The 13,584-nt window shown below is 36.8% G+C and carries 9 protein-coding genes and 1 pseudogene; 6 read left to right on the forward strand and 4 right to left on the reverse strand.

Going from position 1 to position 13,584, the window contains the following annotated elements:
• Nucleotides 1-1,899 (reverse strand): hypothetical protein (locus A3SG_RS20080; protein WP_035664235.1); only part of this gene is annotated, 1,899 nt, incomplete at its 3' end.
• A 986-nt stretch (nucleotides 1,900-2,885) separates the two neighbouring features.
• On the reverse strand, nucleotides 2,886-6,338 hold the full coding sequence (locus A3SG_RS0115155; protein WP_016990853.1) for a methylmalonyl-CoA mutase family protein: 3,453 nt from the start codon (nucleotides 6,336-6,338) through the stop codon (nucleotides 2,886-2,888).
• A gap of 57 nt (nucleotides 6,339-6,395) precedes the next feature.
• On the opposite strand from A3SG_RS0115155, the gene A3SG_RS0115160 reads away from it, so the two are divergent.
• The 3 genes from A3SG_RS0115160 to purU all read left to right on the forward strand — a co-directional run bounded on the left by A3SG_RS0115160 (nucleotide 6,396) and on the right by purU (nucleotide 8,422).
• Nucleotides 6,396-6,566: a hypothetical protein gene (locus A3SG_RS0115160; protein ID WP_198008531.1), complete on the forward strand. Its 171-nt coding sequence runs from the start codon at nucleotides 6,396-6,398 to the stop codon at nucleotides 6,564-6,566.
• A gap of 87 nt (nucleotides 6,567-6,653) precedes the next feature.
• Nucleotides 6,654-7,340 carry a DUF4197 domain-containing protein gene (locus A3SG_RS0115165; RefSeq protein ID WP_016990855.1) on the forward strand — a complete coding sequence of 229 codons (687 nt, stop codon included), beginning with the start codon at nucleotides 6,654-6,656 and terminating at the stop codon, nucleotides 7,338-7,340.
• A gap of 227 nt (nucleotides 7,341-7,567) precedes the next feature.
• Entirely contained in the window at nucleotides 7,568-8,422 is an 855-nt protein-coding gene (purU, locus tag A3SG_RS0115170) for a formyltetrahydrofolate deformylase (RefSeq protein ID WP_016990856.1), read from the forward strand.
• 23 nt (nucleotides 8,423-8,445) lie between these two features.
• Here purU and A3SG_RS0115175 read toward each other — a convergent pair whose 3' ends face one another.
• Together A3SG_RS0115175 and A3SG_RS20085 are read right to left on the reverse strand one after the other, a co-directional pair.
• Complete coding sequence (locus tag A3SG_RS0115175) at nucleotides 8,446-8,868, reverse strand: hypothetical protein (RefSeq protein WP_016990857.1); 423 nt, start codon at nucleotides 8,866-8,868, stop codon at nucleotides 8,446-8,448.
• 812 nt (nucleotides 8,869-9,680) lie between these two features.
• A pseudogene (locus tag A3SG_RS20085) lies at nucleotides 9,681-10,465 on the reverse strand (alpha/beta fold hydrolase).
• Nucleotides 10,466-10,569: 104 nt separating this feature from the next.
• Between A3SG_RS20085 and A3SG_RS21925 the strand changes: the two are divergent.
• From A3SG_RS21925 to A3SG_RS0115195, 3 genes are all read left to right on the forward strand, one after another.
• The gene (locus A3SG_RS21925) at nucleotides 10,570-10,722 is read left to right on the forward strand and encodes a hypothetical protein (protein WP_016990858.1); all 153 of its coding nucleotides are present in this window, start codon (nucleotides 10,570-10,572) and stop codon (nucleotides 10,720-10,722) included.
• A 263-nt stretch (nucleotides 10,723-10,985) separates the two neighbouring features.
• A complete protein-coding gene (locus tag A3SG_RS0115190) occupies nucleotides 10,986-12,197 on the forward strand; it encodes a DUF4856 domain-containing protein (RefSeq protein ID WP_029596841.1) in 1,212 nt (403 codons plus the stop codon).
• A 58-nt stretch (nucleotides 12,198-12,255) separates the two neighbouring features.
• Nucleotides 12,256-13,374 carry an imelysin family protein gene (locus A3SG_RS0115195; RefSeq protein ID WP_016990860.1) on the forward strand — a complete coding sequence of 373 codons (1,119 nt, stop codon included), beginning with the start codon at nucleotides 12,256-12,258 and terminating at the stop codon, nucleotides 13,372-13,374.
• The last annotated feature ends 210 nt before the right edge of the window (nucleotides 13,375-13,584 follow it).

The following is a 13,584-nucleotide window of genomic DNA, read 5'->3' on the forward strand; positions in this document are numbered from 1 at the left end:
TGGATTAGCATTTACTGTCAATACTACATCATCAGTTGCTGGATCGCAAGGTGGTGTTGAATTACTTGTAGTAGTAAGACGAAGCGTTACAGTACCAACTCCGGAAACACTAACTGTAGAAGTTAATGATCCAGGATCATTTATATTAGCATTAGCCGTACCTGTTTGTCCTACCTGAGCCCAACCTGGCGTTCCGTTTGTTGCAGTTCCTGCCAAAGTAAATGAGGTAGGTCCTGAAGGAGCCGTCTGGCATTTCACTTCGTCTGGTCCGGCATTAGCTGTCGCATTCGCATTAACAGTTACTGTAAACGTTCCGTATCCAAAACAACCCGGATTGGTTTGGCTTTCGGTACGAGTATGAATAGTCCTTGTGCCAATTGCTGCACTATAAGTCGTTGGTGAAGTTATTTCACCGGTATAGTCAGGATTTAAAAAGTACTGAATTGTGCCTCCAGCTGGATTAGTAGTCGCCCCTGCGGTCAAGTCTACTGTAGCAAAACCAGTTGCTGCAATTTCACATACAATCTTATTAGGAACCGTTACGGTTGGTGGAGTTCCGGTGTTTCCAAATAAATAAGGTCCTGCAAAATCTTTCAGCTCACTGCCAAAAGCGCCCTCATTCGGTCCACCACCACTACTACGTGTTTTAACCAATAAACTACCCAATATATTGCTACATGGGTCCTGTGTACCGCGTTTATCCAATCCGAAAGCGGTAAGGTTGATACCTATTTCCACGAATTGCAAGGGTTGATAGTCAGCTACGGCAGACGGCCCGACACCCTCGAAGGTTCCCCAAGGCGGCCCCAATGTGGATGCATTATCATTGACCCTACCAAATATGTTTTGTACAGCTCCTACGTTCTCCAAAATGGCGGCATAGCCGAAAGTTCCGGAATCGGTCCCTTTTTCGAAAGCCGTGTTTTTATCGAGGGTAAAAGGGCGAAGCGGTGCAGTATTATCATAGTTATTAAAAACGGTTTCGTCCATCCATACCCTGATTCTAACTTGCGGTGATGTTCCTCCATTAGTATAATCTATAGAAATAATTATGGTTCCTGGAATCGAAACAGATCCGTCCAAATTAAAAGTAAATGCGGTTCTCCCTCCATCAGGGCCGGTTTTTGCAGGGTCATTCAAGTCTGCCGGTGTTTCTAAAGCGGTACGGAAGAATTCAAAATCGACATGCTTGTTACCGTTGGTAACCACTACAGAAGCTGCCGCGTAAGCCCAAAGCGTTGTAAAGGGTCTCGGGTCAACTAGAGTGGGCAATTTTGGTCCCTGTCCCCTAAGGTGAGCATAAACGTCGATAATGTCATCTTTTGCGGGAACACTTCCTCCACTTGCGATATTCCAAGTGGACGGATTATCTGAATTTTTGTCTCCAGAACCTCCGAAATAGGATTTTTCAGCGCTACCCCCTTTTACATAGTTATCCCTGCCATAAACAGCATCTACCCATAAGTAACCGTCCACAATTGGATAAGGATAAGGTGCCGTCGGCGTCGTTATTGATTGTCTAAATGAAAAGGACTCGTTGGGAGTCGTCGGAATGGGGTCTGTTTGCTTTATCACTCCGCGACCGTTGCCGGCATAGGTAGTGTTAAACCAGTCATCCGTATCCGCCGGACCCCCAAGATTGCCAAATTGCAGCAGGTTAGCGTAGGCATCGCCATCAATACCAAAATTAGCCTTGACAGCCGCCCCACCGACAAGCTGTCCGTAGGTATTAGCCGTAAAACCTAATCCCAGCAGCAGCAGCGTTACATAAAAAACGAGTCTCTTCGTAGATCTACTCGTTTCAAAAAAATCTGAAAAACCTGCTTCTAAAGAACAGGCAAAAGTGTGACAAAGATGTCGCACACTTTTTTGCATTGTTAAAATCGTACTCTTTTTCATAATAATAGTATTTTTACTTCATAAAACTTATTATACAGGTTGTTTATAGACTTGGGGAAGAAACTATTAAGAAAAAACATCTTCATCATAAATATGAAGTAAGCCATCATTCAAAGGATATTTTGCCGCCAACAAAACCCTTTTATTGTGCTTCAAAAAGCGCAATAATTAAACTAAAGTAGGATATGCGAAAAATATTGATTGGGGCAGAATCAAAAAAATAACATTCTTCAAAATTGATAATAAAGTCAACAATCAAAAGGAAAATTGTGAAATTAAAAAAAATCCCTTTTTAGCACTAAGAGCTTTATTAAAAAAATAAAGTGCTTCTTAATGTTAAATAAAGTTAGCCATTAATCAAAAAAAGGAAGAAAATTACACCCTCTAATAGACAAGATTCTTTTATAGCCGATAAAAAACAGGGTCGATAAAGAAACCGATTACAAAAAAAATATATTAACACCTTTAAACCTGTTAAAGTGCTAGTAAATAGGTTATTAGCTTTTTTATTACAAATGAAATGTTAACCCACAGCATAGTGTTACTATTCACTTAAGAATACTTCTTACAAAGGCATTGGTCTTATATTTTCTTTTTAACCGGTATTGCGTTTTGAAATAGTGGATGCATGCTACCTTAATAATAGCGCATAGTATAAATGACAAAACCTCCCATAAGTGGAAGGTTTTTTGGTAAGAGATTCCGATAAAAATCGAGATAAGCAATTCACACATTTTTTTGCAAAGCAATCAACACTCTGCTTGATGAGATCCCGATAAAAATCGGGATAAGCGATTAACCCCTTTTTTTGCAGAGCAAAATAAACAAAATCGTCGCTTGATGAGATCCCGATAAAAATCGGGATAAGCGATTCACACGCTTTTTTGCAGAGCAAAATAAACAAAATCGCCGCTTGATGAGATCCCGATAGACATCGGGATAAGCAGACAACCACTTTTTTGCAAAGCAAAAAAGTGGTTGTCTGCTTACATATTTCTTCGATACTGACCGCCCACTTCAAACAATGCAGCAGTGATTTGGCCTAATGAACAAACCTTAGTCGCTTCCATTAGGTGATCGAATAAGTTTTCGTTGTTAATAGCTGCTTCTTGAATCGTATTCAGCATTTCATCGACTTGATCATGATTTGCTTTGTGCAAGTTTTCCAACATTGTGATTTGGTACAATTTTTCTTTCTCAGTTGCCCGAATCACCTCAGCGGGAATAACCGTTGGCGATCCTTTCGAACTTAAGAATGTATTCACTCCGATGATTGGGAATTCCCCTGTATGTTTCAACGTTTCATAATACAAACTTTCTTCTTGTATTTTAGAACGTTGGTACATGGTTTCCATAGCACCCAAAACACCTCCACGCTCGGTGATTCTGTCAAATTCTAATAATACGGCTGCTTCAACTAAATCAGTCAATTCTTCGATAATAAAAGCACCTTGAATTGGATTTTCATTTTTGGCAAGACCTAACTCTTTATTGATAATTAACTGAATTGCCATCGCACGACGCACCGACTCCTCTGTTGGTGTTGTGATTGCCTCATCATAAGCATTCGTATGCAATGAATTACAGTTATCATAAATCGCGTACAAGGCTTGTAAAGTCGTACGGATATCATTAAAATCAATTTCTTGGGCGTGCAAAGAACGACCTGATGTTTGAATATGGTATTTCAACATTTGAGCACGTTCGTTAGCCCCATATTTATTTTTCATGGCTTTCGCCCAAATTTTTCTTGCTACACGGCCAATAACCGCATATTCAGGATCAACTCCATTCGAAAAGAAGAAAGATAAATTAGGACCGAAATCATTGATACTCATGCCGCGACTCAAATAGTATTCCACATAAGTGAATCCGTTTGAAAGGGTAAAAGCCAATTGTGTAATTGGATTTGCTCCCGCCTCAGCAATATGATACCCTGATATTGAAACCGAATAAAAGTTTCTTACATTTTTTTTGATGAAATATTCCTGCACATCACCCATTAAACGCAAAGCAAATTCAGTCGAGAAAATACAAGTGTTTTGTGCCTGATCTTCTTTTAAAATATCAGCCTGAACCGTTCCACGTACTTGTGACAAGGTTCTCGCTTTGATTTCATTATAAACATCTAAAGGTAAAACCTGATCTCCGGTCACACCTAAAAGCTTCAATCCTAAACCATTATTTCCTACAGGTAAATCGCCTTGATAATGAGGACGCTCTACTCCTTTTGCTTTATATATGGCGTTGATTTTTAACTCAACTTCTTTTTCTAAGCTATTTTCTTTGATGTAATACTCACATTGTTGATCAATAGCAGCATTCATGAAAAAGCCCAATAGCATAGGTGCGGGACCATTAATAGTCATACTTACTGATGTCAAAGCATGAACTAAGTCAAAACCAGAATACAATTTTTTAGCATCATCTAAACAGCAGATAGAAACTCCAGCATTCCCTATTTTCCCATAAATATCAGGACGGGTGTGAGGATCATTTCCATATAAAGTCACACTGTCAAAAGCCGTTGACAATCGTTTTGCCGGCAATTCAGCACTTACGTAATGAAAACGTTTATTTGTTCTTTCTGGTCCTCCTTCTCCTGCAAACATACGTGAAGGATCTTCTCCTGCTCTTTTAAAAGGATATAAACCAGCGGTAAACGGGTATTCTCCGGGAACATTTTCCTGCAAACACCAGCGTAAAATATCTCCCCAAGCTTTGTATTTCGGTAAGGCTATTTTCGGAATCTGAGAATGAGAAAGTGATTCCGTATGCGTTGGCATTTTTATCTCTTTATCCCGTACTTTAAACGTATAAACGGGGTCTTTGTATTTATTTATTTTTTCACTCCAAGTCAATATGATTTCCCAGTTGTACGGATCTAAATCCATTTTTACTTTATCGAACTGATTCAATAATAAATTTAAAAAAATTTTATCTTCAGCAGCTCCTTCTTTTTCAGACTCAATAGCAGTTGGCAATACAGAGGCGTCATCAATTCCTGATTTTGTGATAACGGGAACTTTTCCTGAAACCGTTTCTATTGTTTTGAAAACACCATATAATTTTTGGGCTACTTGTTCTTGGGTCGCAGCCGTTTCATCATAATGACGATTACTTTCAGCAATCTCAGATAAGTAACGGGTTCTGTGTGGTGGAATAACATAAATTTTCTCGCTCATTTCACGAGTGATTTCGAATGTTGATTTCAAATCAGAATTTGTTTTCTCAACCACCTTATCCATAATCGCTTTATACAGCGTGTTCATCCCTGGGTCATTGAACTGTGACGCAATAGTTCCAAAAACAGGCATTTCATCAGGATTCACATCCCATAAATTATGGTTGCGTTGGTATTGTTTTTTCACATCGCGGATGGCATCTAAAGCGCCGCGTTTGTCAAATTTGTTCAAAGCCACTAAATCAGCAAAATCAAGCATGTCAATTTTTTCCAATTGCGTTGCGGCACCAAACTCAGGTGTCATAACATATAATGATACATCTGAATGGTCCATTATTTCCGTATCTGATTGACCGATACCTGAAGTTTCTAGTATGATAATATCATACTTAGCTGCTTTGATTACCTGAATCGCATCGGCGACATATTTTGATAAAGCCAAATTAGATTGACGCGTTGCCAGAGATCGCATGAAAACTCTTGGACTGTTAATCGCATTCATTCGGATTCTGTCCCCCAGGAGCGCTCCTCCTGTTTTTCGTTTGGATGGATCTACAGAAATCAAACCAATTATTTTTTCTGGAAAATCGACTAGAAAACGACGAACCAACTCATCCACTAAAGACGATTTTCCTGAGCCTCCTGTTCCTGTAATTCCAAGAACTGGTGTTTTGCAAGTTTCGTTCATTTTATGGATAGCCTCCATAGCAGGTTTTGCTATTTTGGGGAAATTCTCTGCCGCAGAAATAATTCTAGCAATCGCCGTAGGATTTTTTAAGGCTAATTGTTCTACTTCGTTTGTTAGTTTATCGCCTACAGGATAATCTGAACGTTCGACCAAGTCATTTATCATTCCCTGTAATCCCATAGAACGACCATCATCTGGTGCATAAATACGGGTAATTCCATAGGCTTGCAATTCTTCAATTTCATAAGGCAAGATCACTCCTCCTCCTCCTCCAAATATCTTAATGTGGCCAGCTCCTTTTTCTACAAGCAAATCATACATGTATTTAAAATACTCCATATGACCTCCTTGATAGGACGTCAAAGCAATCGCATTTGCATCTTCTTGTATAGCGGTATTCACCACTTCGTCGACACTGCGATCATGACCAAGATGGATTACCTCAACTCCTGTAGATTGAATAATTCGTCTCATGATATTAATGGCTGCATCGTGACCGTCAAAAAGAGCGGCTGCAGTAACAATTCTTACTTTATTCTTAGGAATATAAGGTGTTTGTGGATTCATTTTGAGAATATGATAATTATACTGCCGCAATTTACAAATTTTTTTAATGATTGCCCGATGTTCCTTGCAGATGTTGATAAAAAAGCAATAATCTTCTCGTCTAGCCCCGATAGAAGCGGCATCCTTCGCTTTTTTGACGAAAATATAGCGCACAGCGGGGCTACAGCTCCTCAAATAAAACCTAAAGTTTATGCTACAAAAACAATTAGTGGCTTTATATTTGAATAAGTAGTATTTTTGACTCGAGCCGTATGGCAACGCAGCTGAAGTAAACTAATATAACGACGAACATGTAAAAAATTTTTGATTTTAACAATGGCATTTTCTCTTTTTGGTTGCGCTGAGATGCAACAGGTAATGAATCAGTTCCCACAAACGGACGGTCCTGGACTTCTTAATATTTCCGGAGGGCTAAAAGAAGCCTTGAATAATGGTGTTTCTAAACAGGTAACAAAGCTGACTGCCGAAGATGGTTTTTACAAGAATGAAGCGGTAAAGATTTTTTTGCCGGAAGAATTGAGGAAAGTGGATGCCGGATTAAGAAGTATTGGTCTTAGCTCTCTAGCTGATGAAGGTCTTAAAGTGTTGAATCGTGCGGCAGAAGATGCTGTAAAAGAAGCGACTCCTATATTTGTGGATGCGGTAACCAACATGTCATTTGCCGATGCTCGAGGAATCTTAATGGGCAGTGAAAATTCAGCAACTAATTATTTACAAAATAGTACTTCTACCGCTTTATACGGGAAGTTCAATCCCGTAATAAAAAATTCATTCACTAAAGTGGGTGCTGACAAAGTGTGGGCGAACATTATTACTAAATACAATAGCATTCCGCTAGTTAGAAAGGTAAATCCAGATTTGACAGATTATGTTACGAATCAAGCACTAAATGGAGTTTTTAAAATGGTGGCTGTCGAAGAAAAAAACATAAGAACAAACCTTAGCTCAAGAACCTCTATTTTATTACAAAGAGTTTTCGCTTTGCAGGACAAGAAGCTGTAATTCTATTACTTGCCTCCATATTATTCGAAAATTACACGAAAAAATAGCGCCAAACAGCGATATAAAACATCCTATACCGGTCTAGTTTAAGTAAAATGGTTTAGTTTTGATTTTCCTTTCATCCACTGTATGAAATAGGAAAATCACAACTAAACTTTTTTTGTTACCTAAAAAAAGAATTAAAAATCACAATAGTCGACCATTTAAAACACAAAAAGCCAACTATAATGCAAAAAATTACTCTGCTTATTCATTGTGAAGACCAAAAAGGAATTATAGCCACCGTGACTAATTTTATAGTAAAAGTAGAAGGAAATATCACCTATTTAGATCAGCATGTTGATGTAGAACGAAATGTTTTCTTTATGCGATTAGAAAGTGCTCTCACTAATCCATCTATTTCCTTAGCCTCCATAAGATCCGAATTTCAACAAACCATAGCCACTGATTTTAATATGTCTTGGGATCTCTACAACAAAGAGGTAAAACCAAAAATGGCATTATTCGTTTCTAAATACAATCATTGTTTATATGATATTTTAGGGCGTTACAGTGCCGGAGAACTAAAAGTGGAAATCCCTTTGATTATATCTAATCACATGGACCTAAAACCCATCGCTGATCAATTCAACATTCCGTTTTTTCATGTTCCTTTCACAAAGGACAACAAAGCAGAAGGTGAAAAGCAACAAATCGAATTACTCCATAAACACGACATCAATTTTATTGTTTTGGCTCGTTACATGCAAATCATAACACCAAATTTGATTTCGCTTTACGAAAACAAAATTATCAATATTCACCATTCTTTTTTACCAGCTTTTCCTGGGGCTAAACCCTATCACTCCGCTTTTAAGAGAGGAGTAAAAATCATTGGCGCCACCAGTCATTACGTTACGGAAGAATTAGATGAAGGCCCAATTATCGAGCAAGACATCACCAGAGTTTCCCATATCAATTCTGTAGACGATTTCATCATGAAAGGAAAAGATTTAGAGCGCACTGTTTTGGCTAGAGCTATAAAACTGCATTCCGAAAGAAAAGTGATGGTTTATTACAATAAAACAGTGGTTTTCTACTAAAGCATCACTGTTTAATTATTAGTTTAGAACACCTTTATTTTACCCTTGTTTCTAAATGTTACTTTTTTCCAGGACCGCTTTGCTTTTAAAGTTGTAGGGTACCAATCCCTCCCCTCTTCCGATAAAATAAAAAGTCCCGTCTCTGTTCCTAAAACAATGAATTTATATAGTTTAGGTTGCATAGGAAAAACCGTAGCTCCAAACCTATGGTAAATTTCATTACTGAGTAGTGCTATATTTTGGAAGACTAAAACAATTTCACTGACTGAAATGATTGAGTTACTATCAAATATTTTGTCCGAATCAGTATCAAGATTATAACGTGTGATGTATTCCAGTACATTTCCGTTGTTATCATAAAAATAGAAATACTTCGCATTCCATTTATAAAAATTCGCTATTTTTTCAGGCGAAATAACTTCTAAGATGACTGTTTTTCTTTCCATCCAAGCAAAGATTTCAAACAGCTTACTTTTAGGAATATCAAAAGCAAAGTGATAAACGGGAGCTTCAATATCCGACTATCTAATTTCAACTTTGTTGCACCGGCAGAAAATACAATACTGGATTCGGATTGCGAAATAATTGACAAACCGATGAGACCGCTATAAAAGGAGCCGTCTTCTCCCTATCGTTTGTCACTAATTCAAGCTCCAGTGTATTCATAGCAAATCATTAAAAAATGCTATCGTTGATTAAGGTCTGCTTAAAAGTCTAATCCGAGAGCGAAATCCGATCCTAAAACACCTTGTACTCTGCAACAATGGGAAAGCTATCTGTTGGTAATTTCGTCCTTTTTAGGATTTTCAGTACCAGACATAACTCCAAGAATATGATTTACGGTCTTTTGGTTTCCCACACCGAAAGTCCAAGCACTAAGACACCTGACAAACAACACCACACAAATTCTCTCATATTAACTCCAGCTAATTATTTTAATATGTGGTAAAAAAGTTTTAAAAAAGTAAAGGCAATGTATTGTAGCAAATCGGACTAACTACTAATTAATCATCAATAAGAACCCGCGGAAGAAAGAGGCCCGTTATAACGATAATAACCTGTATGGCAAATAACAACAGGAAGTAGAAGAGAACACTATAAAGTTAAAAAACTTAACTTATATACAACAAACTAATAACAAAATCTTAACAACAAATAGCCAACATATGTACCATCTTTGCAGAGTAATAAACTGGTTATTTATTATTTGGTTTTGGTTAGTTAAAGAACGCCGGTCTTCTCAGAATACCGGCGTTTTTTATTTAGTTCCGTTCATAAAGGAAAGAACTGCTGCGTTAAAAATATTAGGTTGTTCCACATTAACTACATGACCACAGTTTGCCACCACAAATAGTTTTGACGACTTATAGTGACTCTCCACCACTTTTCTCACTGATGGTAAAAACATGTAATCTTCCTCACCCATAACATATAGCGTAGGGATATTTAGCTCGCTTTGACGAAACCACTTAAGGATGGGATTGATTTCAGCTGTCAGTTTAAACCATTTTAGAAATTCTTTATGGTATAATTTTTTCGCCTCATTTATAAAAAGAATACGAGATTGTTTGTGTTTTTTTTTGGCATAATCACAAAGGCAAAGAATCGGTATAAGACCAAGTACGGCAAAACATATTTGAACGTATTACCCAAACGCATTAATATTTGAGAGCGGAAATTCATTTTTAAGATTGCCCCACCAAGTATCATGCTTTCTACCCTATGCGGATACATTTCAGCTAATTGCCTGATCAGAATTGTGCCCAGCGAAATCCCAACAAAATGTGATTTTTCTATTTTTAGAAAATCTAAGACCTCCATAATATCGTTAGCAAGAGCCGAAAAGGTATATTTTTGTTTGAAGGCCGTTTTTAGCGATGATTTAGAGTTTCCATGGCCACGCAAATCCAATAAAAGCACATTATAATGTTTTTTAAAATCCCTGACTTGTTTGAACCATATTGATGAACTTCCCCCTGCACCATGCACAAAAGTTACCCATTGGGTACTATTCTGATTTTCGTAAATGGTATAATTAAGCACGTTTTTTTTTGTAAAAATAGTACTTTAATTTTAAATCCCAATCTTAACATTTTTTATTGCTTCTTTTATGAGAGTATACCGTAAATTTGCAAAAAAATACCACCATGATTGGATTACTGCAAGAGAAAAGTGAAATTGAAAAACTCCAAAAAGAATACAAAAGACTTTCTGAATTAAATTTCAATACCGAAGAAACATCCCCCTCTACAACAACCGTTTACAAAGAAGAGCTCGTCCTTGAAGAATTTGATGCATAATTAAATTGGATTAAGTTGAAAAAGTATTCTTTACACCAGTAAGATTGTCAAGCGAAACAGAAACTTTATAAAATACATCTCTAGTCTCCTTTAAAATTAGTTAAAAAAAAGACTCATTTCCTATCTTCTACCCTACCAAACACTGTAGTAATTCCTTTATAATAATTTTATTTAGAAATAATCTAAATAAAATTTTGAGATTATAAAATTGCATTATATATTTGCAAAAAATTATTCTTATTCAATCTAAATAAACAATTATTATGACACTTAATAAAATTCTATTATCGACGTTAATAGTAACAGGATTAACAATCACTTCATGTTCAAATGACGATATGTCAACGCCTGATCAAACAAATAAATATGCCGTTCCAGCAAAATACTCCTTTGAAAGAAACAATGCAACTACTGTTGACTTTTCAGGACAAAGCAGTCGTTTACTAATGCTAGAGGAGATGGGAAATAGTATTAAAGTTGCTGCCACAAACGGAACAGAAGTTAGTCAGTCGGCATTAAGCCAAATGTACTCTAATACCAATAATGCTTTTACAAACGCGTCGTTAAATACGTCAGGCAAACAATTAAAAGATAAAACAGCAGCGTCAAAAGACTATTTTCAATTATTCCTAGGTGGCGGATCTACTACTGAAAAACTGAATGTTCAATCTTTATTTGAAACTCAATTGAATTTGGCAAATTTGGCTAGCCGAGGTGCAACAGCTTCGGCGGGAGTGGCGGGTGTTTATCTTGATGGGACCAGCAAAAGATTGTTTGCTGGCAATGGATTAGAACCACAACAAGTCATGTTAAAAGGAATGATGGGAGCCGTTTTTATCGATCAAATCGTCAATGGCTACTTAAGTAAAAATAAATTAGACGAAGGGACAAATAAAATAAACAACACGAATAAAGTCTTAGCAGAAGGAAATACGTACACTACAATGGAGCATTTTTGGGACGAAGGGTACGGATACATCTACGGTGTAGATGGCACAAAATTTTGGAGTAGCTACATTGACCAAGTAAATGCAGATGTTGATTTCAATACGGTTAAACTAGATATCGACTTGGCTTTCCGTACTGGTAGAGCAGCGATTGTAGCCAACGATTACGTAACTCGTGATGCACAAATAGATCTTATTAAAGCTAAACTAGCTTTAATACCCGCAGTTAGAGCCGTTTACTACCTACAAGAAGGTAAAGGAAAGTTAACTGTAGATAAAGGAGCTAAAGCATTTCATGGTCTTTCAGAAGCGTACAGTTTCATACTTTCGTTGCGATACACTAACAAGCCAGGTACTGATAGTCCTTATTTTTCAAAAGTAGAAGTTGATGCTATGTTAAATAGTATGGTGAGTGGCACTAATGGTTTATGGGATATTGATAACCTAGCGCCCAAGTTAGATACATTATCAGAGCAAATAGCCGCGCGATTTGGCTTTACAGTGACCCAAGCTGCAACGGTAAATTAATTTAGAATTAATAAAAACAATAACGATTGGTTTTGTACTTTCGCAAAAATATTTTAAAATGAAAAAACTATTTATACTTTTTGGTACTTTACTGACTATCGCAGCTTGTTCTTCAAGTGATAGCAGCGAGACTGGCATAGACGGCAATAATTATAACAGAACTTTACTTTTAACAAACTGGGCCGACAATATTATAATCCCAAGCTATGTTAATTACCAAGCTAAAATTGAAGTGCTAGCGACGAACATTAGTACGTTCAACAGCGTTACGACTGAAGTAAATCTTCAAGCGGTAAGAACATCCTGGATTGAAGCGTACAAAGCGTATCAGTATGTAGCCATATACAATTTTGGTAAATCAGAGGAGCTTTACTTAAAAGAGAGTGCTAACACCTATCCTACTAATGTCTCCGGTATTGAGGCTAATGTAACTGCAGGTGGATACAATCTGGCTTTAATATCACAGTTTAACAAGCAAGGTTTCCCGGCTTTGGATTATTTAATTAATGGATTAAATACCACGGACGCATTGATTCTGAATCATTACACAACTAATGAAAATGCTACGAAATATAAAAAGTACTTAACAGATGTTACTGCCCGCTTAAAATTAAATGCAGACCTTATAATAACAGACTGGAATTCCGGCTATCGAACTAGTTATATAGCTAATAATGGAACCTCTGTGGGAAGCTCAGTAAATAGTACAACAAATAACTTTGTAAAGAATTTAGAAAAAAATGTTCGTTCAGGAAAAATTGGAATTCCTGCAGGACTTTTCTCCGGTGGCATAAAATACCCTGAAAAAGTAGAAGCTTTTTATAAAAAAGATCTTTCAAAAGAGTTATTAAATACTGCTTTGAAAGCTTCTCAAGATTTCTTTAACGGTAAACATTTTAATAGTAACGCCACGGGCGAAGGTTTAGGTTCTTATCTTGATTACCTAAAAACAATCCGTAATGGAGAGCAACTAAGCAGCATCATCAACAAACAGTTCACCACTATTTTCACTGCTACTGCTACTCTAAACAATAGTTTTTCAACTCAAGTTGCAACGGATAACGCCAAAATGATTTTAGCTTATGATGCTTTACAGCAAAATGTAATCTATACTAAATTAGACATGATGCAAGCTTTAAATATTACTATTGACTACATAGATAGCGATGGTGACTAATAGGCACTATAAAACGAGGAGATTATAATTCAAAAAAATGTTGATGCTTTTTTTAAACCAACTGATTTTTAATTTAAAACTTTATGTCTACAAAGTACATCAACAAATATTCACATGCCTCAACGCTAGCTTTTTTTAGGCTAGCGTTTGGTTTAATGATGCTGTCAAGTTTAATTTACGTTTTTGTCCACGTTTTGGGTTGGGTAGTTA

Source organism: Flavobacterium sp. ACAM 123 (genome assembly GCF_000264055.1).
Classification (GTDB): Bacteria; Bacteroidota; Bacteroidia; order Flavobacteriales; family Flavobacteriaceae; genus Flavobacterium.

Excerpts from the sequence above, each read along its gene's own strand:
- A3SG_RS0115195 (WP_016990860.1), top strand. The coding sequence starts at position 12,256 with ATGAAAAAACTATTTATACTTTTTGGTACTTTACTGACTATCGCAGCT.
- purU (WP_016990856.1), top strand. The coding sequence starts at position 7,568 with ATGCAAAAAATTACTCTGCTTATTCATTGTGAAGACCAAAAAGGAATT.
- A3SG_RS0115155 (WP_016990853.1), bottom strand. The coding sequence starts at position 6,338 with ATGAATCCACAAACACCTTATATTCCTAAGAATAAAGTAAGAATTGTT.
- A3SG_RS21925 (WP_016990858.1), top strand. The coding sequence starts at position 10,570 with ATGATTGGATTACTGCAAGAGAAAAGTGAAATTGAAAAACTCCAAAAA.
- A3SG_RS0115160 (WP_198008531.1), top strand. The coding sequence starts at position 6,396 with ATGTTCCTTGCAGATGTTGATAAAAAAGCAATAATCTTCTCGTCTAGC.
- A3SG_RS0115175 (WP_016990857.1), bottom strand. The coding sequence starts at position 8,868 with ATGGAAAGAAAAACAGTCATCTTAGAAGTTATTTCGCCTGAAAAAATA.
- A3SG_RS0115165 (WP_016990855.1), top strand. The coding sequence starts at position 6,654 with ATGGCATTTTCTCTTTTTGGTTGCGCTGAGATGCAACAGGTAATGAAT.
- A3SG_RS0115190 (WP_029596841.1), top strand. The coding sequence starts at position 10,986 with ATGACACTTAATAAAATTCTATTATCGACGTTAATAGTAACAGGATTA.